Genomic DNA, 25004 nt, shown 5'->3' with positions numbered 1-25004 from the left:
TATACTCAATGAAAATCAAAGAGCAAACTAGGAAACTAGCCACAGGCTGCTCAAAACACTGTTTTGAGGTTGTAGATAAGACTGACGAAGTCAGTCACATATATACGGCAAGGCGACGTTGACGTGGTTTGAAGAGATTTTCGAAGAGTATTAAAAGAAAAAGGACTAGATTACTCTAGCCTTTCATTTCAATTAGAATTTTTTACGTTTACGAGCTGCTTCTGACTTACGTTTACGTTTTACAGAAGGTTTTTCATAGAATTCACGTTTGCGTGTTTCTTGAAGAGTACCAGCTTTAGTAACCGCACGTTTGAAACGACGAAGTGCGTCGTCAAGAGATTCATTCTTACGTACTACTGTTTTAGACATTTTTTTCACTCCCTTCAAGTTCAAGATCTATTCTATTCTACACGTAAAAGGAATAATTGTCAAGAAAAAATGCGGTTAAATTTAGATTTTTTCTGCCATTTATACAAGTCTTGAAAGCGTTCAATAAAAAATACTGAATGGTTTCACTTTTTTATTTTTCAAGTAAGCTAAGTGCTTCAGCATCTGCGATGATGGTCACATCAGGGTGGTTTTGTAAACTACTTGCTGGTAGACTTTCAGTCACTGGGCCAGACACTGTTCCAGCAATAGCTTCTGCTTTCGATTCACCGTAAGCAAAGAGCAGGATTGACTTGGCATCCAAAATATTTTTAATCCCCATTGAAATAGCTTGGGTTGGGACGTCTTCAATCTTGTCAAAGAAGCGCGCATTAGCTTCGATAGTAGACTGATCAAGTTCTACAAGATGTGTTTGGCTATCAAAGGCAGTTCCTGGCTCATTAAATCCGATATGTCCATTGCGACCGATTCCCAAGATTTGCAGATCAACTGGATGATCAGCCAAAATTTGGTTGTAGCGTTCAACTTCAGCTTCAGCATTGTCCTTAACTCCACGAGGCAAGAAACTTTCTTTAAATGGTTTTTGGTTGAACAAGTTTTCTTGCATGAAGTAACGATAAGACTGTGGGTTGTCCCCATCAAGGCCTACATACTCATCAAGGTTCACACTAGTTAGATTTGAAAAATCAAGGTCACTCTCAACAATTTCCTTGTAAAATTCAAGCGGACTGCTTCCTGTCGCAAGTCCTAGAGTTTGAGCGCCGTTGTCCAATTTTTCCTTCAAAATCTCAAAAGCAACTTTTCCACCTTCGATTTGGTTTTCAACTTTAATAACTTTCATCTTTTCATCCTCCGTTTCAATCTATATTTATTATATGGTATAGACCAATTTTTGTCAAGTGAAAACGATTTAATTTCCAAAAAAAGAGCGCCTATACTTGAAACATGTTATAATGGATAGGATTAGAACTTAGAAAGAATGAACAGATATATGAATACAGCTGATTTTGATTTCCACTTGCCTGAGGAATTGATTGCCCAAACGCCCCTTGAAAAACGGGATGCCTCTAAACTCCTCATCGTCAATCGTGAGACAGGAGAAATGCAGGATAAACACTTCCACTCTATTATTGATATGCTGGAACCTGGTGATGCCCTTGTTATGAACGACACCCGCGTTCTCCCCGCCCGCCTCTATGGTCAAAAGGAAGAAACTGGAGGCCATGTAGAGCTTCTCCTGCTCAAAAACACTAGTGGAGATGAGTGGGAAGTTCTGGCTAAACCTGCCAAACGCCTCAAGGTTGGCACTCGTGTCAGCTTTGGTGATGGTCGCCTCAGCGCTGTCGTGACAGAAGAATTGACCCACGGGGGCCGTATTGTCCGCTTTGAATACCAAGGAATCTTCCTAGAAGTCTTGGAAAGTCTGGGAGAAATGCCTCTGCCACCTTATATCCACGAAAAACTGGATGACCGTGAACGCTATCAAACCGTCTACGCCAAGGAAAGTGGCTCTGCTGCAGCACCAACTGCTGGACTTCACTTCACCAAAGAACTGCTAGCAGAAATCCAAGCTAAAGGAGTTCATCTGGTCTATTTGACTCTCCATGTCGGACTCGGAACCTTTAGACCTGTTTCTGTGGACAATCTGGATGAACACGAAATGCACTCAGAATTCTACCAGCTTTCTGAGGAAGCAGCTGCAACCCTTCACTCTATTAAAGAAAACGGTGGTCGTGTCATCGCTGTCGGAACTACTTCCATCCGCACTTTAGAGACTATTGGTTCCAAGTTTGCTGGGCAAATCCAAGCAGATTCTGGCTGGACCAATATCTTTATCAAACCTGGCTATGAATGGAAGGTTGTCGATGCCTTCTCAACCAACTTCCACCTCCCAAAATCTACTCTGGTCATGCTGGTTTCTGCCTTTGCAGGTCGCGAATTAGTATTAGATGCCTACCACCATGCCATCCAAGAACACTACCGCTTCTTTAGTTTTGGCGATGCCATGTTTATCTATTAATTTCATAATGAAAAAACGCATATTATCAGGTATTATCCTTTGGTGCTCTAAGCTTTTCTAATGATAGACAAAGTCTGAAAAGCTCTCAGAATCGTTGTCTCAGCACCAAAAATACGTGAAATTTGCATAATTAAAATAAATTTCAGGGGGTTATACAAAAAAACGACGATTTAAATCGTCGTTTTACTTAGATAAATATGCAATCTTTTTTTGAAAATACGTCTATTTATTTTTTATTGTTTTTTTATTGTAGAGCAGACCCAAGCGAATGAACATAGGTTGTAAAAAGCAAATGAAAAAATTGCGAGGATAATAGCTTCTGTGCCAAAATAACCCATTTCGAGACCTTTTTTCAACAACAACAAGCCTATAGTTTCGATAACGATCAAATATAAAAATATATAAAAAATTTTCGCATTAAGCATATTGTTACCGCTTTCTTTTTGTTTGGTTTTATTGTATAACAAAAGTTGAAAAAAATCAAAAATACAAAGGAGTTTCCGTTATGTCTAAGATGTTTAAATGCATGTGTTTGCTAGTTATATCTGTTTTCTGTATGTCTAGCATTTCCCCGTCGCTTGTTGTTTTTGCTGATGATAGCTTATCGGCAAACTCTAAAGTTGTATCTGGTGAGGCTCAGTTTGAGAATGGCTCATCAGTGCGGTTCGGAGATACGCAAGTAAATATTTTAAGTGATGAAGTTCTTGAGGTGGTCAATCCAGATGGAAGTGTAGACACTATTGAACAACGTGCTGATGGTGTCTATATCAATGGGTCATTTTATATGGATTATCAAAAGAATGAAATCGACCTAAATATATCTTTTAGATCATACGATCCTAATGTTTGGAATTACGTCAACACAATACATGGGAATAAACAAGCTAACACATTCGCTAATTTCATGGCTGATGCTGGACTAAGTTTTATAATTGGTAAGATAGGTGCTGTATTGGGAGGTCCATGGGGTGTAATAATTGGTGGAGCATTTTGGGGTATACAAGCTTATCAGGCTTACTTGGATTCACAAAGTCCATATCCATACTACATAACAAGTACTTATATCCATATTTCTCAAAGAAAATGGAAGTTTATCACTGAATTCTATAGAAACTCAGACTATACTGGGTATGTAAAAAACGAAACAAGCTACGTGAATTTCTAAAATATAAACCCTGCCTAGATATAAAGGCAGGGTTTATATTTTAGTTAATTACTCAAGTAATTTGTAAGCATAATACTTGCGAAACTCTATTTGTTCAAGCGGTTCAAAAGCTCTTGTTTTTATCCTCAAGCTCAGTTCTCCTTTGCTCGATTTCTTCACGTTTTTGGGCGATTTCTGCTTGCGCCTCGGGAGTTTCCAAAGTGCATTGTGACTTGTGAAATTCTACTAGCATATCAACGATTTTTGGGTCTAATTCGTTGACATAACCAGTATTTGACCATTTCGGCACGTTGCTTGCAGGTGCTTGCTTTTTGCCGCCTTTTTTGGACGTTTTGGCTTGTTGTTCAGCTTTCTGACTATAGTTGGCTTCGTGGAATTTTCGTGCATCAACCTTGATATTATGCGTTTTGTAATGAATTAAAAATTCGTTAGTCTTTTCTAAAATTCAGATCTTTCAAACTCTGGACACTAGCATTGATAACTGCACCGACAATTAAAATCTTAGCGATGAGAATAAACCAGAACATCATGACCACCACGACAACGGAACTGAAAAAGCGGACGTCCACTAGGTGATTGACATAATTATTGATATAGACTGAAAAGATATTGAGTAGTAAGACCAGAGTCAACAAGACAAAGACACTACCTGGCAACACATAGCGAATTCGTCGGACCGTAACATTAGGCAGGAAATAATAAAGCATGACCAAGATAGCGAAAATCAAGGCATAGATCAAGGGGCCTGTTAGGTCTTGCAGATAATCAAAGATAGGACTATCCGATTTCCAGTAGCTCTTGATAAGGTTGAGAAGCATGCGGCCAAAGACACTCAAAAACAGAGCTAAGGCGAAGAGAATCTGCAAGCCAAAACTGACAAACAAACTCATGAGCTGACAGGAAATCATTCCACGATTTTTAGCAACTCCGTAAGCTTTGTTAAAGGCTTTCTGTAGGAAATTCATGGATTTTGAAAAGGTCCAGAGGGCTGACAAAACCGCAAAACTCAATAAGCCTGTTGACGGTTGGGTCAGCACTTCTGTAATAATCTTTGCGACCACATCATACATGGTTTCTGGCAAGAATTCATTAACGACCTTTAAAAAATTGGAAACTGGAATCTGAAAATAAGGGAGGATATTGACCACCACCAAAAGCAGGGGAAAAATCGAAATCAACCAATAGTAGGCTACTGCGACACTGGTCAACTCACTATCTGATGCTTGATAATAATGCAAAAAGGCTTTTAATAAAGGCTTGTCTATCAGCCCTTTCCACCACTTCTTCATGTAACACTCCTTCACTTATAATCTTGATTAATTTCTTCTTACCAATTCCACCATATCATAAGGCAGGGTATTGGCAGCTTCCTTCAAGGAATAGTTCTCTAAGTTATTGACATTTTGTCGTAACTTCTTGGCATACTTGGTCGTAATTAATCGTTTTTCTTCGTATTCGAAAATCAACTTGCGCTCCAAATAATAGCCTCTCAGCATTTCATCGATATTGTTGGGTTTGACACGATTGATAACCCGTTCGACAAAGGCACCACTGGTGATGATAGCTGTTTCACGGAGACGAGAATCCTGCATGAAGCTAATCAAGGAACTCTTATAAACCCCTTTTAGATTCTCCAAACTTTCGATAATCATCTCTGTATTTTCTAGATAGAGCTCTGCAATTTGGTCATAGTCAAGGGCTCTGAGTTTCTGTGATTCTTCATTTTTCCAACTACGGAAGGTCTTGCCAAAGGTAAAGACTTCGTGAAGGAGAAAACGTAAAATACGCAAGGAAACAAGGAAATAATAGGTCAATCGTGAAGCAAACTTGCGATTGATGCTTTGTTCCATGTTTTTCAAATAACGCTGGTAAACTCGATAGGCACGCTCACTCATCTTGTCTTCTTCGTAAGCCTGTTCCAGACCATCACTCTCAATACTGAGGATAAGAAGTTTCAAGGCCTCCCAGTCCTCTTGCTCTCCCTTATTTTCTTGGTTCAGGATAAGGTTCTCTATTCGTCCATGGTAATTGTCAATAGCTGCATAGAGAGGGAGTTTATTTCTAGTGTCTTCCAACTCTTTTTCCAACTCTATCGTTACTTCATTCAAAATAGCAATATGCATGAGATGGTCCTTACTTTCTTCTTGTTCATCAGAAAGATGAGGCAGGATTAAGAGACCTGTTAAAAAGCTTACCAGCGTCACACCTGCAACGAGGAAAAGTAAGAGAGGATACTCCTGCTCTAGATTACTTGGTATCAAAAGAATCGTAGCAATCGACACGGTTCCCTTAACACCTGAGAAGGTCAGGAGAAGCATATCCTTTATATACTTATTTAGCTTTTTCTTGAGTCGTCTAGTCCTATAGGCAAAATAGCCATAGATCATGACAAAACGAATGGCAAAGAGGACAAAGGTAAGGGCTAAAAGAGATACTAGTAAGAGTAGAGGATTATAGATTGGATTGATCAAGATAGGTTCTGCTATCATTTCCAACTCCATCCCTAAAATCACAAAGACAGAACCGTTGAGCATAAAGTTCACTGTATGCCAGACCGTCTCAGTCACCGTATCCACTTGGGCTTCAAGGAGAGTAATTTTCTTAAAACGGCTTGCCTTTAAAATCCCAGCAACCACCACGGCAATAATTCCTGAAACATGGACTTCTTCTGCCAGGAAGAAGGTCACCAGAGGCAAACTCAATTCTAATAAAAGTTCGCTGGCAATATCCGTTGCTCGCACACTCAGCAAGAAGGTATGGAGGAAACGGTTGGTCATGGCTGTTAAAAAGCCAACTAAAAAACCGCCTAGGATTGAAAAGATAAGCGAACTACTAGCTTGCCCAAGGGAAAAGGCTCCTGTTGTCCAAGCTGTCAAGGCTACCTGAAAGGTCACCAAACCAGAAGCATCATTCAAGAGTCCTTCACCCTTAAGGATATTGGACACGCGCTTAGGAAAGCTAAAGCGCTCCGAAAGAGAAGCAAAAGCCACCAAGTCCGTAGGCCCAAGGGCTGCCCCAACAGCCAAGCAAGCCACCAAGGGAAGGCTAAGCCAAAGAAGATGGGCCAAGCCACCCAAACTCAGAGTCGAGATAAAAATCACTGGAAATATGAGATAGATAATGATTCGCCAGTGTTTTAAAATAGCCGTAATATCTGCTTCCTCCGACTCTCGGAAAAGCAAGGGCCCGATAACCAGGGCCAAAAACAACTCCGTATTGAGGTGAAAGTCGGTATTGGGTAAAAAGAGACCAATCACAATTCCCAAAAGAATCTGCACCAAAGGGAGAGGCAAAAAGGGCAGGAGCTTATTGGTTGTACTTGAGACAATCAAAACCAGTAAAAATAGGATGAGGTAAATTAGTAATTCCACGCACTTCCTCCTTAATCTTTTTTACAACAGGATTCAAATATCTCCTTCTGCTCTTTGATTTTTTGGTCAATCTTGGAACAATCTTTGTGCTCAATTTTTCTCTGGCACCGTTCCATTTCAAGAGCAACTAATTTTTTCTTGATTTTAAGCATTTTTTTGCTCATATGCGCTTGATCTAGCACACCCACTGCTCGTTCGTGGTGGGTTGATTCAACAAAATTCTGGCGCATGGCATCCAGCTTTTCACGTAGGTATTGTTTATCCATGTCTATATCTCTCTAATTTTTCAATCATCACTAAAAATGGTGGATTGTTGATTTGGTTTAAAGTTCGGTAAATGGCAGCAGTATACTCTTGTTGATTCAACTGGCTCACAAAATCCAAGACAGCATCCCTCTCGATGTCGCCTCCTTCATGACCATAGTAGATCATAATAGCAATCCGTCCCCCTTTGACAAGCAAATGGCATAACTTTTCTAATGCTTCAATCGTTGTCTGAGGTCGGGTAATGACAGACTTATCAGCTGACGGCAGATAGCCCAGATTAAAAATCCCTGCCTTGGCTTCTGTCACAAACTGGTCCAGTGTTTCATGACCTTGTAAAATCAACTGGGCATTTGTCATTCCAGCTTGGTTCAAACGCTCTTGGGTCTTTTCCAAGGCTTGTTCTTGAATATCAAAGGCATAGACTTTCTTGGCTAGTTTGGCTAAAAAAAGTGTGTCATGACCATTTCCCATGGTCGCATCCACTACAATATCGTCCTGAGTTACTACCTCAGCCAAAAAGTCATGTGCAATCTCAAGTGGTCTTTTCATTTTCAAACTCCTGTTTTACAGCCTTGCATCCTTGAACGCTTCCACGACGCCGCATCTCCATCTCAATACTGTTTAGGACTTCCCATTTATTGAGGCTCCACATAGGGCCAATCAGCATATCCCTAGGTGCATCTCCCGTGATTCGATGGATGACAATATGCTTGGGAATGATTTCCAGTTGGTCACAGATGACCTTAACATATTCGTTCTGGCTCATCAACTGCAAACGTCCCTCGTGGTAATCTCGTTGCATACGCGTATTGGTCATCAGGTGAAGCAAGTGCAGTTTAATCCCTTGAATATCGTTATCCGTGACACATCGGCGGACATTTTCAAGCATCATCTCATGGGTTTCACCAGGCAAACCATTGATCAAATGTGAAACAATCTCAATCTTGGGATACTTTCTCAAACGTTTGACTGTTTCCACGTACAATTCATAAGAGTGAGCGCGGTTAATCAGGTCAGAGGTTGTTTCATAAGTAGTCTGCAAGCCCAACTCTACCGTCACATGCATGCGCTCCGATAATTCAGCCAAGTATTCGATAGTTTCGTCTGGTAAACAGTCTGGGCGCGTTCCGATATTGATTCCTACCACACCTGGCTCGTTAATAGCCTGTTCATATCGCTCTCGGATGACTTCCACCTTTTCATGGGTGTTGGTAAAATTTTGAAAATAAACTAAGTACTTCTGAACATCTGGCCACTTGCGGTGCATAAAGTCAATTTCCTTATAAAATTGCTCACGGATAGGCGCGTCCGGTGCTACGATAGCATCTCCAGAACCTGAAACCGTACAAAAAGTACAGCCTCCATGAGCCACAGTCCCATCACGATTGGGACAGTCAAATCCCGCATCAATAGGGACTTTAAAAGTCTTTTCTCCAAAGAGTTTTCGATAATAATCATTCAAGGTATTATAAGATTTCATAACTTTCATTATAACAAAAATCACCCACAATCTCAAAAGCCTGACTTTCCTATAAATTCCTCTGTTTCTCGTTTCCATTAGCCTTTTTTTATGATACAATATGGGTATGATTTTAATGAAATTAGCATCTATTTTATTATTGATACTGACCTTAGTCGTCTGCATTATCATAACCAAACTTTTTAGATTAAAAAAACTAGGACGAAACTTTGCGGATTTGGCTTTTCCAGTTTTAATATTTGAGTATTACTTGATTACAGCTAAAACTTTTACCCATAATTTCCTCCCTAGACTGGGGCTAGCCCTCTCGGTCCTAGCTATTATTCTCGTCTTTTTCTTCCTTTTGAAAAAACGTAGCTTTTACTATCCTAAATTCATCAAATTCTTCTGGCGTGCAGGATTCTTAGTAATCCTTGTCATGTATATCGAGATGATTGTTGAATTGTTCTTAATGAAATAATCGAATCCCTAAACATTTTCTAGGGATTTTTGCTTTCTCTACAAAATAGGATAGACAATAACACTATACAATTTTATACAAAGAGAATCCCTTAGAAACTTATATTCCAAGGGATTTATCTTCTATCTAAGACAAGAACTTCTCTCTAATCTTTAACGATAAAGAAAGTATCAAAATTTCTAGTCTTCTTTTTTACCTTTAGTGGCTACTAAGCCTGCACTCAAACCTAGAAGAGCTAAACCTGCTGCTACTGCTGCCTGTTCTGCCTCTGTTCCAGTGTTTGGCAAGTAATTCTTTTCATCTTGCTGGGCTTCAACTGAACGTGAGCTCACTTGTTTTACATCCGTTTTCTCAGTTGATACTTGTTGTTTTGTAGTTTCTTGAGATTCTGGTTTTTGAACATCTTGATCTTGTAGCACAGACTTACTAGCTTCTTTAGGAGCTGCTTTAAGCTGTTCTTGAGAAGCTGATTTTGTATCCTTTATAGCTGTACCAACCTCTACAATACGGTCCTGAGCTATAACTTTATCATAGCTTTCTTTATCAGTCCGCTTGCCATTTTCTACTTCAATCAAGTGAACACGGAGACCTTGTCTTCCTTCTTGAAGGATGCGAGTTTCACCTAGATATAACTTGTCAGACTTACGCTCCTGGATCTGGAAGTCAATTGTTTCTTCCTCAACCATAAGTTCTGGTCTGTTGAAAACTAGAGCATTGGATTCGTCCTCTGGAAGAGCGGTTCCTAGTTTAGTTCCGACAACGACAATACGGTTTGTTGGAGTCTGAACTATTTCACGGAATTTTTCTTCCTTACTTCCGTCAGGATTGATAGAGATAAGGATTCGTTCCTTACCAACTTGTCCTTCTTGTTCTAAACGAGTTTCACCAAGATAAAGCCTTGAATCTTTTTTCTCAATTGTCTTGTAGGCCAAATCTTGTTCAAGAACTTCTAATTTTGGTAAATCCTCCTGTACTGCAGCAACTGTCTTCTCAGAAACTAGTTTCTCCTTAGTCAACTGGATACGGTATTCCTTGACTTGTTTTCCACTCTCTGAAACTAGGCGAACAAGTACTGGAAGGCTATCCTCTCCACTATCTACAACTGTTGAAGCTACTTGATTATTTTCTTCAACTGAGACTTTTGGACGTTGACCTTTATAGGTGATTTGATAGTTTTGACGATTTTCAGTAAAATCTGGAAGTTCTTTTCCATCTACAAGAATCTTCGATTGAGTGCTTTCTTGAGGCAATTCGCTCGGTGCAAGGAAGGTCATCTCAATCATCGCAACACCGCTCTTATCTGCTTTACGCTCCATACGCCATCTCATAGCTTTGGCTTTCACTTCTTTAAATGTCACATTAATTTCATCACCCGCTTCGATATCTTTATTCGCGTGATACGGAACAGCAATCCAATTTTCTGGATTATTAAATGGATGATCTGTTTCGTAAGCTTGGTAGTTTGAATAATAAGTTGGCACTTCAAAGTCTGGACCAATATAGCGTTCCAAAACGAGTTTAGATGGTGCATCTGTACCACTATCTGCAAAGAACTGGAGTTTGGCTTGTGCAACAGTCCGCTCTACAATCTTACCCTTTTCACGGAAAATGACCCCTGTTGATACTTCTGGATTAGTGGACGGTCTTGTAGACCAGTTTGTCCAACGACGATTTTCTGAATGATCTCTGTCATTGAGATAGTCAACGCGGTCATGAGAATTTTTATCAATATCGTTGGTTGCTGAAGCAAAGGCCTGATTCCCATTTTCATCATAGTTAGGGTTATCTGAAAGAGCCTCACCAAGTTTATCTGTCACTCGTACAGTGAACTCTGCAGTAAGATTGCTACCAAGGACACGACCTCGAACAGTAAATTGACCTGCTTTTGTCAGATTTTCCGCTGGAACTTCTTCCCATTCAACTGTCAGGTCTTTTGTTTCGTAGCCTTCTTTACCTGTGAAGTAAACTGGAACCTTAGTCGGCAATTCAAGTGCTTGACCTACTTGTACCAAGCGAGCTTGTTTAACCGCAGCAACTGGTTTATGAGAAAGTAAGTTCTTATCCTTAGTGAAGTGCAGACGGTATTCTCCTAAGATGTCGCCATTTTCAGCTTTCGCGATGACACGAACTGGCTCACCTTCACGAACACTTGGAACGACGGTAGCGAGACCATTGTTGCTAACACTTGCTGTGACTGCCGGAACTTTTCCATCTCCAGACTCAAGGTAGTAGTCTGTTAAATCAGGGTTGAAGTTTGCTAAGGCTTTGCCGTCAACTTGGATTTTTGTTTGTCCTTGTTTGGCTGGCGCAACTTGTTTGGCAAAAATCTGTACTTCTGTGATAGAAGTTCCACGCTTATTGTCTGCTTTAACCATCCGAATGCGAACAGCATGGGTTTCAACCTTATCAAAACTAAAATGATTCATTTCTCCGGCCTTGAGCTGAGCTGGTGCCTTTAGATTAGTCACTGGTTTCCAGTTAGCAGGATCATTAAAGACATGATTTTCACCGCTTACAAAGCTAGGATTTTTAGGAGCTGTTGGAATGGTTGTACCAACATAATACTCAATCACATAAGACTTCGGTGCACCAACTCCATGGTCTTCGTGAAATCCGACACTTAGATTATCAACGGAACGTTTACTCAAGATACCTGAATCTCCAAACAGAACACCGACTGAAGCTTCTGGATTACTACGATTCCAGTTTGTCCAACGGTTGGCTGGTAGGTCATTAAAGGAAATCAATTTATCGTTGACATTTGAAACAGGATCGGTCGGATTTGAGTCTGAAGCAAAGGCAAGTGGTAATTCTGAACCGGTCCATTGGTCAGAAATGTTTGCTCCTTGCTCAGTCTGAGCAGATACGCGAACATGGAGTTTAGTTGTTAATTGCGTACCTTCTAGGCGACCATTAACTGTAAAGACACCTTCCTTGGCATATTGATCTGGACGAATCGCATCCCATGCAACCTTAGCTGATGAAACGTGACCATTTGAATCATATGTACGAACGCTTTCTGGTAATTGTGGTGCTTCTGCGACTGGAGTTGTCACACTAACTTCTTCAACTGAAACGATGCCTTCTACAGATACTTTAGCACGCGCTTCCAGGTCAATTCCTTCAACCTTACCTAACACTTCAAAGCTTTGATAGTGGTCTAGTTTTTCTTTCGGAATAGCTTGCCAAGTGACTTTGTGAGCTTTAGGGAAACCTTTGTCATACTCAACCGTTACTGTTGACGGAAGAGTAGGTTCTTGGTGTAAATCTGTCACTACATTCACAGGACGGATGGATTGCGCAATCTTCTTCTCAGTATTGGCTTGGATAGTGAGATTGATTTTACCCGTAGCACCCTCATATTCAGCTTTCAGAGTGAGTGCTCCTGGTTTATGCAACTCAAGCATTCCTTTTCGGACTACAACTTCCCCTTCACCGCTTGTAGAGAAGCTCACCTTATCAGCTGGTAATACAGCTTGCGTTCCATCTTGATAGTGAGCTCGAACCGACAAGTTGACTGTTTGGTCTTCTTTGAGACCGTCAGCTTGTTCCACTTGCAAGCTCAAATGGTCAATTTTTGGTGCTTCTTCGAGGAATTGAATTGCATAGGTTTGAAGAGGGCCACCATCTTTAGGCTGAACAAAGATGCTCGCACGCATACCGTTTACTGCGCTTGCTTGAAGAACTGTAACATCAGCATTTTCAGCACTTGCTGTTACTTCTGGCAATTGGGCACCATAAGCAAGAGTACGATATTGCATTGGTTGTTGACTAGTAAGACCTGTTACTGCTTCACCTCCAACAGTAACAGTTGGCACTACAGGTGCTGCAGCATTTCCTTCTTCTACTACAAGGGTTGCATGAATAGTTTCTCCAGCTAACTGACCAGTCATTTGAATACGTGATCCAGCTACTGAAAGTTTGGCTTTATCTGCTTCCGCAATCTCCCAGCTATCTACTTCGTACTCTTGTACACTTCCATCGGTTACAAGTATTGACACATATTTATCTACAGTGTTCAAGTCTGCTCCTGGAGCAACACGTTTAACTGTTGGTAATTCTTTCGCAATTGCTAGAACCTCGACACGAGCCTCTACCTCACGTCCATTTGCTGTACCTTTAGCAGTCACAACTCCTGCTTGACTAACATCGACTTGAGACCAAGTTACTGGAAGTTTTTCACGACTACCATCGCTGTATACAAAACTTACTGTTTTCGGCATTTTTGGTTCTTTACCAATTAATGTACGAACTCTTGCTACTTCTGTCCCCAAAACAGTCTTCTCTTGTCCTTCTTTTTTACCAGTAAAGACAGTTACTTGACTAGATTTCAAGAGATCTGAATGGGCTGTCAGTGTGAATTTACCTGCTTGTTCAGTTGATTTGACAATGGCAACGCCTTTACCATTAAATGCTTTACGAATCCAAGAACCATCTGCTTGCGCCTTATAGCGTTCACGGCTGGCTTGTTCCCCGTTATCGACACCTACAAGTTGGCCTTGTCCGTGCAATTGGAAGCGAACCAGATTATTAGCAGTTGGTACTACATTCCCTTGGCTGTCAACGATTTCGTAGTAGATGTATGTCAAGTCTTTTCCATCTGCTGCGATTGCATGGTCTTCCTTGATAAGACGAACTGCCGCTGGCTTACCAGCAGTCGTAATCTTATCTCGAGCAATTTCCTTGCCAGATTCATCACGAGCAATTGCTTCCAAGGTACCTGGTTGATAAGCAACTTTCCATTCAAGATACAATTCATTAGTATTAGCACCTTCTTGGTAAGTTCGTCCATCGCTAGTTTGTTTTTTAGTAAAGGTCTTCTGTCCTAGGGATTCACCGTTCAACAATAGCTCCACACTTGCAGCGTTAGAGTAGGCACGAACTGGAATTTTACCATCTGCATCAGCTACATTATCTTTTAGAGTTGGGTCCTCCCAGTTCCAGTGAGGAAGTAGGTGAACCATCGGTTTTTTCTGAGCAGATACCCATTGACTCTGGTAAAGATAGAAATCATTTTTTGGAATACCAGCAGTATCTACAATACCAAAATAAGAACTTTTGACTGGTGTATGATTTTGGTTGTGCCATGGCGTAGGCTCACCAATATAGTCAGTACCGGTCCAGATAAACTGTCCAGCATAACCAGCATTGTCCCGATCAAAAGTCCATGAAGCTGTTGCTGTTTTACCCCAACCAACACGATCATTTCCATAATCAGACTGCTCATAGTTACGATAGTCTTGATTACTGTGTACCAATTCACGCTCTGGACGATAATAACTTCCACGAGTACGAGTAGCTGAAGAAGTCTCTGAACCATAAATCAACCACTTTGGATGCTTGGCTCTAAGAACTTTGTAGTTATCTTCTGAGTAGTTAAATCCAACCGCATCCAGTTCATCAGCAATTTTCTCATGCCCACCGCTACCATTACCAAAACGGAACTTATCAGCTCCCATAGTCACATAACGAGTATTATCAACATCCTTGATTACTTTAACCAAACGTTTAACAGTAGCTAGAGAATGGGGATCGCCATTAGCTTCTCCAATCTCATTTCCAATAGACCACATAAAGACAGCTGGGTTATTTTTGTCTCTTTCTACCATGGTACGTAGATCATAATCTGACCATTTTTCCCCTTTTTTAGCTTCAGGGTGGGTTGCATCTTTTTCAAAGAAACGACCATAATCGTATGGTTTCTTACCTCCATACCAAGTGTCAAAAGCTTCTTCCTGAACCAATAAACCAAGTTCAGCTGCAATCTGTAATGTTTGAGGACTTGCTGGATTGTGGGTTGTACGAATCGAATTCACTCCCATATCCTTCATCTGTTTCAGACGGCGATATTCAGCCTTGTAGTTTTCCTCCGCACCCAATGCTCCATGGTCGTGGTGCAAGGAAACCCCGTGGAACTTGATGTGTTCACCGTTCAAAGAGAATCCTTGGTCTGGAGTCCAGTTATAGTAACGATAACCAAATAAATCTTTCTTAGCATCTACAAGCTGACCATCTTTGTAAACACGAGTCACCATCTCATATAAAGCAGGTTTATCGGACGACACTGTCCACAATTTAGGTTTTTCAACCTCTAATGCTGATTCCAAATGAATTGTTTCTCTAGCTTTTAGAATCTTACTCTCAGTTCGAACAAGTTCTGTAACTGCCTGACCGCCCCGTTCAAAAATTTGATACTCTGCTACGAGCTCATGATCCTTATCATCTGTATTAACGATTTTACTGCTCACATGAGTTTCAACCTTGCCATTTTGTTGGTGTTCAAGTTTTGGGGTTAAGATAGTTGTACCATTTTTCTCAACATGAACCTTATCTGTCACTTGCAAGCTCACATCACGATAGATACCACTTCCTGAATACCAACGACTACTTGGCTGTTTGTTTACTGCATGAACAGAAATAACATTTTCTCTTCCATCCTTATAAAGATAATTGGTAATGTCATATGAAAATTGATTGTAACCATTTGGATAGTGACCAACTAATTGACCATTAACAAATACTTGAGAATCCATGTAAACCCCATCAAAGGTCACACGGACATCTTTATTTAAATCTTTTTCGTCTAACTTAAAAGTTTTACGATACCATCCATCTCCACCATTCAGTTGGCCTCCTTCATTTTGAGACGGTGAATCATGATCAAAATCAAAATGAATACTCCAATCATGAGGAAGATCCATTTTTTTCCAAGAAGATATATCTGCATCTGGTTTAACAGCTTCTTTAGCATTGGCATTTAGTTTAAAGTGCCAATTTTGATTGAAAGAAAGGTTTCTATCTTCAATTAACTTATCAACAACTTCATTTGTAGCAGATTTGAATTCCTTCTTATCTTTTGAAATAGAAGGATCTTGTGATTCTGCTTTATTTGTTTCTTCAGATTTGTGTTTTTCCTCAGATTTATTTCTTTCCTCAGATACCTTCGTTTCTTCTATCCTACTTTTCACTTCAGTCTTACCTTCTTCTAAAGGAAACTCTGTCTTATCAGCAACTGTAGCTGGGGACTGATCTGCATGAGCTGGATCAGATACACCTACAATATCTGCATTATCCTTAAGAGATACATTATCCATTTGTTCACTTGCTTTTTCTGAAGCTATCACTTCAGATGTATGTCCGCTCTCTCCTTGATTTTCAGAATCATCATTCTGCTTACTTATTGAAATCAGTTCATTAGTATTTTCATTCGCATAAGCAGAAGAAGCTAGACTAAGGCTTGATCCTAATAACATCATACAGCTTCCTATGAGTACTGAGCAAGCACCAACTGAAAATTTTCGAATACTATAAACGCTCTTTTTGTTCCAATTACCTTTTTGCATGTAACCCTCCTTATAAGTAACCGCTTTCATTTTTTCTAAAAGCAAGCTCTTTATTATAATTATCTTATAATACAATTTTATAAACAATAAAAAATTTGTCAACCTTATACAAATAAAAACAATATTTTTGATTGTTTTTTATAAAAATTAGAGAATTTTTACAAAATAAAAATTACATTGGACAAACTAAACAGCTATATCTTGATTCTTACAAAGGGGGGACACCCGTCATTACCTTTATCCATACATAATAGATTGAAGGCTAGAACGAGATTTTTGAAACATTGTTATAAATTCATCTGAATCTCCAAATCGATTTATTCACATTTTATTTCAAGCTACTATAATTTTCAAACTAAGGCATAAAATACCTATCAGTCACTAAAACTATCAAAAAGAAAAGGCATTGAGACTATGTTGATAGTTCTAACACCTAACTCATAAAACCTTTTCAAAAACAGTATAACAGCTGAGTGAAAACTCTATTTTAGTAGTATTTTCATGACAAAACCTATCATATCAATATTTTCGAACATCCAATAATATGAGTTTTCCTTATTTTAAAAATGTTTATTTTGGTATCGTTTTAATACTTTTACCAATATCCAGTTAGCACTATAGTCATTTATTTCTAAGGTTCTGATAACAACAATAAGTAGGATTCTTTCATCCTTTATACTCTTAGAAAATCTCTTCGAACCACGTCAGCATCGCCTTGCTGTATATATGTGACTGATTCGTCAGTCTTATCTACAACCTCAAAACAGTGTTTTGAGAAGCCTGTGGCTAGCTTCCTAGTTTGCTCTTGGATTTTCATTGAGTATTACAGTATCTCATTTACTCTCTTTATCCGGAAAGAGGTAACCAATACCTACACAAGCTAGGACGCCTGCACCAATTACTAGACCACTTGAAATTGGCCAAAGGTCCAAAATTGCATTTGCGATGATGAAGGCAATAATCAAACACATCAGACTAGCCTTATAGTCCTTTTTCAAAAGATTCTCTAGAGTGAAAAAGAGGAACAAGCCTACCGGAATCAGGGCCCAGAGATTGACATCCAAACTTGGCCAGCCAACAGAACCAAAATACACTACTGTCGCTGCTGCTATTAAAAATACAATCCCCAATAATTTTTTCATTTCTTTATCTCCAATTTCTTTCTAGAAACTTGAACCATCTGATATCGACGCCTCACGTCCCTTACACCAATCATTATAGCAGAGGTCAGTTTCAAGAACAAGTTCTTTTGCCTATCTGGTCTCTATATCGGTCTAAGTGGTTCAATAATAGCCATAAAATAAGGAAATAGGTGAAAAACTTCCTTCCAAATAAAAAGGAATTAAGCAACCAAACGCTACTTAATTCCTTGAAATTGTCTCATCACCTCTATTAGCCTTTAAATTTTGATAGACTCTATTTTCTAATCAATATGACCAATATTGTCAATATTAACCCTTTCAATCAATTCATTAGTTATCAAAACTAAGTTCATTAATAAATCCAAAAAGAGTACCACTATCAAAGCAAACTAAATAATTGAGTTATAGATGACTATTTTCACAAAACTGTTTCATCATCACGCTATCTCAGTACATAAACCATTTTTTCATTCATAGCTTTTGTCTTAATCTTGATCTTTTTTCTTCAATCCAAGAAATGCACCTACGGTAAACATTATTCCAGCAATGAATGGTGTAAAACCTTCTCTAACTGTTCCGGTTTTTGGCAATCTATCAGAATTGTTAGTATCCAATTTACTATCGATATTGGTATGTTTATTAGCTATATTCTCTGGTTCATTAAGATAAACTTCTTTCTTATTTTCAAAGTTTTTATCATTTTTATCAGGAACTGTAGCTGTAACATCCTTAGTTGAATCAGATCTTTGACTTTCATCTAATTGACTATAATTTACTTGTACAGGAACTGTAGTTTTGACATCTTTAGTTGAATCAGATTTGTGTGAATGATTTTCTCTTTGTAAGTCTTCTTTTCTGTGACTTTCATCTAATTGATTATGATTTGCTTGCACCTTATCTTTCTTTTTGGATACATCAAAAGTAGGTTTATTCTCCTCTTCTTTTTTCTCCTCTATTTTCTTGAATACAGGTTTTATAAGGGTATCTTTTGACACATTAATAACATAACCAGCATCTTTTTTCCCTTCGACACCAGAAATTTCCCAGCCATCAAATTGATAGCCTTTTTCTAATTCCCCCTTATAGACAGGTAAAATGAAATCTTCTTCCGACACTATCTTAGAACTCATTTCTTTTCCATTTTGAATGGTCACAGTCACCGTATGAGGTTTTAATTCGCTTACCTCTCCCGTATCTTTGTTTAAAATGAATTCTTTTACGGTCGTATTTCTTGCAAAATCTTTTACAACAATCTTAATGTTTAGTGTCTTATCTGTTAGTTGTTTAATATCATCAAATGATTTGTATTCTTTTCCATTTACATAAATATGTTTGTCTTGAATCTCACCATCGAACCCATTATTTCTTTTATCATTGATGTTAAAGACAACAGATTTTCCGTCAGCATATTCAATACTAGTATTTCCCTTAGGATCAATGTTTACTTCTGGTTTAACATTATCATATAAAAATTGATAGTGTACTCCAACCGCTTTCGCATTCAAATCGCTATAGCCAGTTTGAAGATAAACATTTCCATCCATATCTGTTACCTTATCTGGGAATCCGTTTGCTTTATAGTCTTTCATTCCCCAGTCCATGATGTCACCGTCTTTAACATTAAGCTTAATGTTAAAATCTCTAGTGTTATCAATGTGTAAATCTCCGTAGATTAAATAATTATCTACAACCGATTCATTAACTCTCAACTCCCAGTTAAAACCACCCTTATCAGAAATCTTACCTCTTAAATAGAATTCTGGATTTCGTACATAGATTTTATTAGATTTAGATGGATTAAAGTAGTTCTTGTCCATTGAAAGGTTTACTGGTTTTGCATCAATAAATAACGTAGAGCCATCTTCTTTTATAGCTTCTACATTGGACTTATCCTCTCCAGTGTACTCTTTATCATCTTTACCAAATAATACAAGTTTAGAAGAATCTGTTACAAGATTTCCATCTTTATCGATTGCCTCCCCTTTATCGTTCATTTTAAATCTAAACACTTGATACCTTACAATGTTAAAGCCGTCCAAAGCCGACATTAATACGGGTTGAGTACTTCTTCCATCTTCAACATTTCTACTATCAGCATAAATTATTTTTTCTGATAAGACTCTTAGATTAGGATTGGCCTTTTGGATTTTTGCTATATCTTCCTGGCTATAGACTCCATTTCCTTCTAACATATCCGTTTTTCCAGGATTATAGGTAGTCACTTTTAGTGCATAGCCTTTTCTTAGAATGATGTTATCTTTTAACAGATATTGTTGTTTTTCTGAATCAGAATAGATTTTACCAGATTCCATGTCCGTTAAATTGTTTGGTTTGTTTTTTGAAAGATCTCCTTCTCCTAATTCTATTACATTCCCATAACTTGATGCATAAGGATATTCTGTCTTAGTTTCCTTATTTTTTTCAGGCATTCTAATTTTAGTTTCAGCTTTTATCTGATCATCATCTTTAACAAAGAATCTCATATCTCCTGCAAAAGCTAATCCATCCACAATATCATTAATATTAGCGTATAAATCAAATGTCATCGTTTTTGAGTGGGAATCATACTTGGTCGTTTTGATTTCTATAGTTTTATAGTTATTGCCATAATATACCTTGGCATTTTTAGAAACATTACTTATCTTTCCAAGAATTTCAAAGTGTCCATCTTTAGACGGGCTTAGAACACCATAAATTTTTGATTTGATTTCGTCAAGTTTTTCAGTTTCATATTCTAAGGCACTACCATCGTCATAAGCAATGATATTTCCCTTATCATCGTATTTATAATCGTATTCCTCTGTTCTCTTACCAGTTTCACTTGTAAAGTCATCAACTTCTCTAAATTTCTTTTTAATGAGTTTCTTCAAGTCTTTACTTTCAAACTCTCTAATTGTTGAAATCGTTTTATGAATAGTCAAGCTAGATTTTTCTTCGATAGATTCTTCATTTTCTTGATGATGTTCTACTTCAGTTGTATCTTTTTTAAGACTATCCTCTTTTCTATTTTCTAAATTTTTAAATTTAGATTCGGAAATCTCGCCAAGTTTTTGGTATTTAGATGAATCCTGATCAGGATCTACTAGATAATAGGAAATCATCCCCTTTTCATCAGCATGATCAGCAAATTTAATTCTATGAATCTTTGTGAAATTGCTAGAGCCATCTAGTGCAATGACTTCAATTATTTTTCCTCTTAAATCTCCTGCACCATTAATTTCATAAATGGTATTTCCGTCTTTGTCAAGTTTTCTATTTCTTCCTTGACCCTCACCTGCATAAGTTACTTCAAGATTTTTCTCAACTTCTCCATCTTCATTAACAAGAGCGGCGCCAGCATACCAAACTTCGTTTGCAATCTCGTCAAATTTTTCAGGATGTTCTTTTTGATCTCTCGCAAATAGGGTTTCATTCTTGTATTGATCTTTTACCTTGTGATAAGTATCCTTTGTGATCAGCTTAATTTTTTCAGGATTTGAAAAATCAACCGAAACAATCTTAGGAGCTGTGTTATCAATTTTTACAGGAATATAGGAAACCTGCCATGGGTAATCTTTAGTTAATCTATATTTAAATTTATAGAAATATTGACCTTCCGCAATCGGTTCAAATTGACCTCTTATCCTAGTAGCTGGATCTTTGGTATCCTTGCTTTCTGGTGCATTTTCTTCTTTCCCTCTAGGATTATAGATGAGTCCATCCCATTTCAAGTCGCCCCAAACTTTTAGCTTAGAAGATTTGATTCCCTTTGCATCATTTCTTTTAGAGTTTAAAATTCCTTTAACAAAGTGTTCTCTCGAAATGACTTTTAAGTCTCTTTGATTTTCTCCCTCTTTATTTGTATTTACTATTGAAATCATTCCTTCTTCTGCACTTCTTAATACAAGTGGAGAAGGTGTTAATCCTCTCTCAAGTTGAGCATCTTGAGGATTTCCATTTGAATCTAAAGGATAAATTTTAGCAATATTAGAACCACTTGATGATGGTGCGTTGATCCCTTCGTTATTGAAAGCAAATAATTCTGGATTTTGATCTAGGGATGTTGTATTTTTATCTTTTCTATTTTGTATAACTCCTGCTGGATTAAATTTATCTATACCATGTTCTCCACCAATTCCCTTATTTAAGGTTCCTGGAATTTTTGGTTTACCATCATCATCATAACCTTCCATTGTTTTTGATTTTGAACCCTCTTCCCAGGCCCATTTATCAAGGATTGGTTCCTTGTTCCAATCCCCAGCAAATCCCATTAGAGGCATCGATAAAGAAGGTTGGAAATTTGTTTTCTTACCATTGGAGTTTAGAGCTTCCATTTCTTCCACTGACTCAAAATGAATAAATGATTCTACAAATTTATTTTTATTTTTAGCCTCTCCAACGTTTATAACCGCATTTAAATCAAAGCTAGAATTTGGGGCTATAGTGAAAGTGTCATGCTCAAATGTAATATTTGCATCTTTTACTTTCTCTGGGTGAATTTCTGGAACAATTTGCTTACCATCTGGAGATTTTTCATCTTTGTATGTTTCATCCAGTTTTAGTCTATCAGTTAGAGCATCTGTAGTTACCGCTGATGCTGAAACTTTAAAGGTTAAAGGTCTGTTTGATGTATTGTGAAGCTTAATTGTAAAGTATTTTTTATCTCCTTTTATTTCTTTAAGAGAAATAGAACCATAAGAGTTTACCAAACCTTTAGAATCCGTGTTTTTGAAAGTCGCTACAACTTCATTCCTCAATGCATTGGCAACATTAATTAGCCCTGCTCCCTGTTGTCTAGGTGATGCAAAGTATTGACTTTTTTCTTTCCAAGACGTTGCATCCATCATAGGCCGTGCAGTATTTTGTAGGGCAATTTTTGTAAGACTTGTAAGGTCTATTTTGTCATCTCCCTTAAGATTTTTCAAGGCAGGTCTTTCAAGCATTTCCTTTAACTTTGGTCTAATCAAAACAGTAGAAGCTGCTACGATTGGAGTTGCCATACTAGTTCCTGACATATAGCCATAAGTTGATTTCCCATTAATGACATTGAGAGTGGATTTAATGTTTTTACCAGGTGCTGAGACATCAGGCTTTAAAAGTAAATCTGTTCTCGGTCCCCAAGATGTGGATCCTGCTGGAACTATGACATCTTCTTTATACAATTCTTTGTCTGTGTCAGGTGCAAACTTAAAGTCAATCTCTTTTTCGTCACCTACATTCGGTTTATTAGAATTATAGCTGGCCATATCAATTGGATAGTATTGCTCCAATTTATCTTTGAAATCTTCCTTACTATTTCTTTTAACCTCAGTTTTTTTATCAGGATTAATCATGTTCCATAGCTTTACACCATCATCTCCTGAAATTGAAAATACTTGACTTTTAGTCCCTTCATCCGCTTCATATCCCATGGCTGGAAGCTCTGTCCAATTATCTCTATTGTAGTAATTGACAGTATTTACAACCATAATGCCACGTGCGCCCTTATCCGTTGCTCTTTTAAAAGCATCTTTTAAATCCTTGGTATAAATTCGATCCATTACTGCAATTTTGCCCTTAAGATCCAATCCTATCAAATCTTGGTCTTGACCTTTGCCTATATATACAAATTTCAATTTATCAGGAGCTTTTGAACCATCTTCATTTGTTGTGATTTTATTCTTATCGAAAAAGGCCCCTATATTTCTGTATTTAAAATTTTCTCCACCTATGTTGACTTTATCAAACTCAACTGTCTGATTTTTAGCAGAAGCGACCGCTATCGCATCTTCATGTGCTGCAGTTCGCGTTACATTTCCAGTGTCGGTCATTTTCAGATTATTATTTGCCACTAAATCCCATGAAGAACTTGAAGCAGAAGTCGCATAGTTACCCGTAGCTACAACCATTGGAATGCCTGCTTTTCTTAACGCTCTAATAGCTTCCCAATATTTCTCACCTACAAGACCTGTTCCTGTAAAGCCAGATGATACCGAAACAACATCGACATTGTGTTTGATCGAATCTTCAATAGCATGAAACATTGTTTCATCTCCTGCGAAGCCAGATCCTGCGTCAGAGTACATTTTATAAGAGAAGATCTGTGCATTAGGAGCAATTCCATCTATTCCGTTAAAGTTTTTAATATCTTTTTCAGTATCATTTCCCGCAAGAATCCCTGCAATATGCATCCCATGTGGATCAAAATAATCGCTTCCATCATCAGCTTTTTCTACAGTAATTTTGCCACCATTATAATAATTGAAAGCATGAGGAATTTTATCACTCAACCAATAATTTTTATCAGTACCTTTTAAGTCTTCTTTTTTAAATCTCATTGAGTCTTTGGCATCATCATCGATTCTCATAGCCTTATGCCTATAATCTGTCCCAGTATCGATGTTTGAAATGACCATACCCCGACCATCAAAGTTTTTCCCAAATGGAGCATTGATAGATTTTAGGTAATCTATAGCCTCTTCAACTCCAATTTCCTTTCTGGCATGATTCATCATTGGTTGGACTTTTTGTGATCGTTCAACCGATGAAATACCTTCTATTAGTTTAATTTTGTCCAGATTATCTGGAGTTGTTTCTATTGCAACACCATTAAAAATTCTATCATAAGTATATAAAACTTTTGTATCCTTAAGATTGGATAATTCCTTGATTGCTTTTTCTCCAGATTCTTTATCTTTAAATTCAGCAATATAGACAAGTTTATCCTCTTTTTTGGGACTTTCTGGGTCTTTACTTGCAGACGAGTCCACTTTATCTTCTTTGGATTGATTGGAATCTTCTTTTTTGCTTGTTGCTTTTTCGTTGTTAGCTTTATTATCTATCACAGATTCTTTACTAACAACTTCTTTTTCCTCAATAACTGTTGTTTTCTTCTCTTCAGTATCCTTTGAAGTTTCTATAGCATTATGAATATCTTCAAGTTTTTCTTTGTTTTCTTTTTGTTTATCTACTACTTTTTCTTTATCAGAGATATTTAAAGCATCTTCAGAGCTAGATGTGTCTGCTAAAACTACCTCATTAGGGACATATGCTGCTAAAATAACTGCAGCTGTGGTTAATGACAATACTGTACTTTTTTTCATTTTAATTCCTTACATATTTATTTAACTTCCAATAGATAGAAAACTTTAACTTTGCTAGCCTTTGTTATAAAAAGTTTTACTAAGTATTATCTAGGAAATAGAGTAGTACATTTATATATAATTGTTAGCTCTCTGAAAAATAGTATATCAATTAAAAAAATTTAAGTCAAGAAAAATTAACATGCGTTAATTTATTTTTTAATACGCATTAAAAATATAGAGTCCAAAACTTTCGTAGTTAGCTGGGGTACATTATCAGAACATTCACACCATCAAAAATAGTAGCAATCAACTTAAAGCACTAGCAG

Annotated in this window: 13 protein-coding genes and 1 pseudogene; 3 read left to right on the top strand and 11 right to left on the bottom strand. The window is 37.8% G+C overall.

Annotation, left to right across the window (positions count from 1 at the left end):
* Window positions 1–192 precede the first annotated feature (192 nt).
* Window positions 193–369, bottom strand: a complete 177-nt coding sequence (gene rpsU / locus FJR73_RS07240; RefSeq protein WP_000048054.1) for a 30S ribosomal protein S21 — start codon at window positions 367–369, stop codon at window positions 193–195.
* Between the two features lie 151 nt (window positions 370–520).
* Window positions 521–1228, bottom strand: a complete 708-nt coding sequence (locus tag FJR73_RS07235) for a glucosamine-6-phosphate deaminase (RefSeq protein WP_140834151.1) — start codon at window positions 1226–1228, stop codon at window positions 521–523.
* Window positions 1229–1378: 150 nt separating this feature from the next.
* Between FJR73_RS07235 and queA the strand changes: the two genes are divergently transcribed.
* Both queA and FJR73_RS07220 read left to right on the top strand, forming a co-directional pair.
* A complete protein-coding gene (queA, locus tag FJR73_RS07230; RefSeq protein ID WP_125451442.1) occupies window positions 1379–2407 on the top strand; it encodes a tRNA preQ1(34) S-adenosylmethionine ribosyltransferase-isomerase QueA in 1029 nt (342 codons plus the stop codon).
* A 556-nt stretch (window positions 2408–2963) separates the two neighbouring features.
* On the top strand, window positions 2964–3572 hold the full coding sequence (locus FJR73_RS07220; protein ID WP_140834165.1) for a hypothetical protein: 609 nt from the start codon (window positions 2964–2966) through the stop codon (window positions 3570–3572).
* Between the two features lie 86 nt (window positions 3573–3658).
* On the opposite strand, the pseudogene FJR73_RS07215 reads toward FJR73_RS07220, so the two are convergent.
* The 6 genes and pseudogenes from FJR73_RS07215 to FJR73_RS07190 form a co-directional block, all read right to left on the bottom strand.
* Window positions 3659–3861 (bottom strand): annotated as a pseudogene (locus FJR73_RS07215) (hypothetical protein).
* A 139-nt stretch (window positions 3862–4000) separates the two neighbouring features.
* Window positions 4001–4861 carry a YihY/virulence factor BrkB family protein gene (locus FJR73_RS07210; RefSeq protein WP_140834148.1) on the bottom strand — a complete coding sequence of 287 codons (861 nt, stop codon included), beginning with the start codon at window positions 4859–4861 and terminating at the stop codon, window positions 4001–4003.
* Window positions 4862–4888: 27 nt separating this feature from the next.
* Complete coding sequence (locus FJR73_RS07205; RefSeq protein WP_140834146.1) at window positions 4889–6943, bottom strand: sodium:proton antiporter; 2055 nt, start codon at window positions 6941–6943, stop codon at window positions 4889–4891.
* A gap of 11 nt (window positions 6944–6954) precedes the next feature.
* Window positions 6955–7209 (bottom strand): hypothetical protein, encoded by a 255-nt coding sequence (locus FJR73_RS07200; RefSeq protein WP_000361085.1) that lies wholly within the window; start codon window positions 7207–7209, stop codon window positions 6955–6957.
* Entirely contained in the window at window positions 7202–7759 is a 558-nt protein-coding gene (locus FJR73_RS07195) for a class I SAM-dependent methyltransferase (RefSeq protein ID WP_181146619.1), read from the bottom strand. The genes FJR73_RS07200 and FJR73_RS07195 overlap by 8 nt, the downstream gene beginning before the upstream one ends.
* A complete protein-coding gene (locus FJR73_RS07190; RefSeq protein WP_140834142.1) occupies window positions 7743–8699 on the bottom strand; it encodes a TIGR01212 family radical SAM protein in 957 nt (318 codons plus the stop codon). Before FJR73_RS07190 ends, FJR73_RS07195 begins: the two co-directional genes overlap by 17 nt.
* 91 nt (window positions 8700–8790) lie before the next feature.
* Here FJR73_RS07190 and FJR73_RS07185 point away from each other — a divergent pair, with 91 nt between their 5' ends.
* A complete protein-coding gene (locus FJR73_RS07185; protein WP_125451426.1) occupies window positions 8791–9150 on the top strand; it encodes a DUF3397 domain-containing protein in 360 nt (119 codons plus the stop codon).
* Between the two features lie 179 nt (window positions 9151–9329).
* Here FJR73_RS07185 and bgaA read toward each other — a convergent pair whose 3' ends face one another.
* The 3 genes from bgaA to FJR73_RS07165 form a co-directional block, all read right to left on the bottom strand.
* Entirely contained in the window at window positions 9330–16493 is a 7164-nt protein-coding gene (gene bgaA / locus FJR73_RS07180) for an LPXTG-anchored adhesin/beta-galactosidase BgaA (RefSeq protein WP_140834140.1), read from the bottom strand.
* Between the two features lie 833 nt (window positions 16494–17326).
* Window positions 17327–17635 (bottom strand): hypothetical protein, encoded by a 309-nt coding sequence (locus tag FJR73_RS07170; RefSeq protein WP_140834139.1) that lies wholly within the window; start codon window positions 17633–17635, stop codon window positions 17327–17329.
* Between the two features lie 485 nt (window positions 17636–18120).
* Entirely contained in the window at window positions 18121–24696 is a 6576-nt protein-coding gene (locus tag FJR73_RS07165; RefSeq protein ID WP_140834136.1) for a S8 family serine peptidase, read from the bottom strand.
* Window positions 24697–25004 lie beyond the last annotated feature (308 nt).

The organism is Streptococcus sp. D2 (assembly GCF_006385825.1).
GTDB lineage: Bacteria > Bacillota > Bacilli > Lactobacillales > Streptococcaceae > Streptococcus > Streptococcus shenyangsis.
Note: the sequence above shows the minus strand (reverse complement) of the source record. Positions and strands in the feature narration are given on the sequence as shown.

What these genes read in the sequence shown, in the direction of transcription:
- FJR73_RS07220 (WP_140834165.1), top strand. Translation starts at nt 2,964, where the DNA reads ATGTCTAGCATTTCCCCGTCGCTTGTTGTTTTTGCTGATGATAGCTTA.
- FJR73_RS07195 (WP_181146619.1), bottom strand. Translation starts at nt 7,759, where the DNA reads ATGAAAAGACCACTTGAGATTGCACATGACTTTTTGGCTGAGGTAGTA.
- rpsU (WP_000048054.1), bottom strand. Translation starts at nt 369, where the DNA reads ATGTCTAAAACAGTAGTACGTAAGAATGAATCTCTTGACGACGCACTT.
- FJR73_RS07235 (WP_140834151.1), bottom strand. Translation starts at nt 1,228, where the DNA reads ATGAAAGTTATTAAAGTTGAAAACCAAATCGAAGGTGGAAAAGTTGCT.
- FJR73_RS07185 (WP_125451426.1), top strand. Translation starts at nt 8,791, where the DNA reads ATGGGTATGATTTTAATGAAATTAGCATCTATTTTATTATTGATACTG.
- FJR73_RS07200 (WP_000361085.1), bottom strand. Translation starts at nt 7,209, where the DNA reads ATGGATAAACAATACCTACGTGAAAAGCTGGATGCCATGCGCCAGAAT.
- FJR73_RS07170 (WP_140834139.1), bottom strand. Translation starts at nt 17,635, where the DNA reads ATGAAAAAATTATTGGGGATTGTATTTTTAATAGCAGCAGCGACAGTA.
- FJR73_RS07190 (WP_140834142.1), bottom strand. Translation starts at nt 8,699, where the DNA reads ATGAAAGTTATGAAATCTTATAATACCTTGAATGATTATTATCGAAAA.
- queA (WP_125451442.1), top strand. Translation starts at nt 1,379, where the DNA reads ATGAATACAGCTGATTTTGATTTCCACTTGCCTGAGGAATTGATTGCC.
- FJR73_RS07165 (WP_140834136.1), bottom strand. Translation starts at nt 24,696, where the DNA reads ATGAAAAAAAGTACAGTATTGTCATTAACCACAGCTGCAGTTATTTTA.
- FJR73_RS07210 (WP_140834148.1), bottom strand. Translation starts at nt 4,861, where the DNA reads ATGAAGAAGTGGTGGAAAGGGCTGATAGACAAGCCTTTATTAAAAGCC.
- bgaA (WP_140834140.1), bottom strand. Translation starts at nt 16,493, where the DNA reads ATGCAAAAAGGTAATTGGAACAAAAAGAGCGTTTATAGTATTCGAAAA.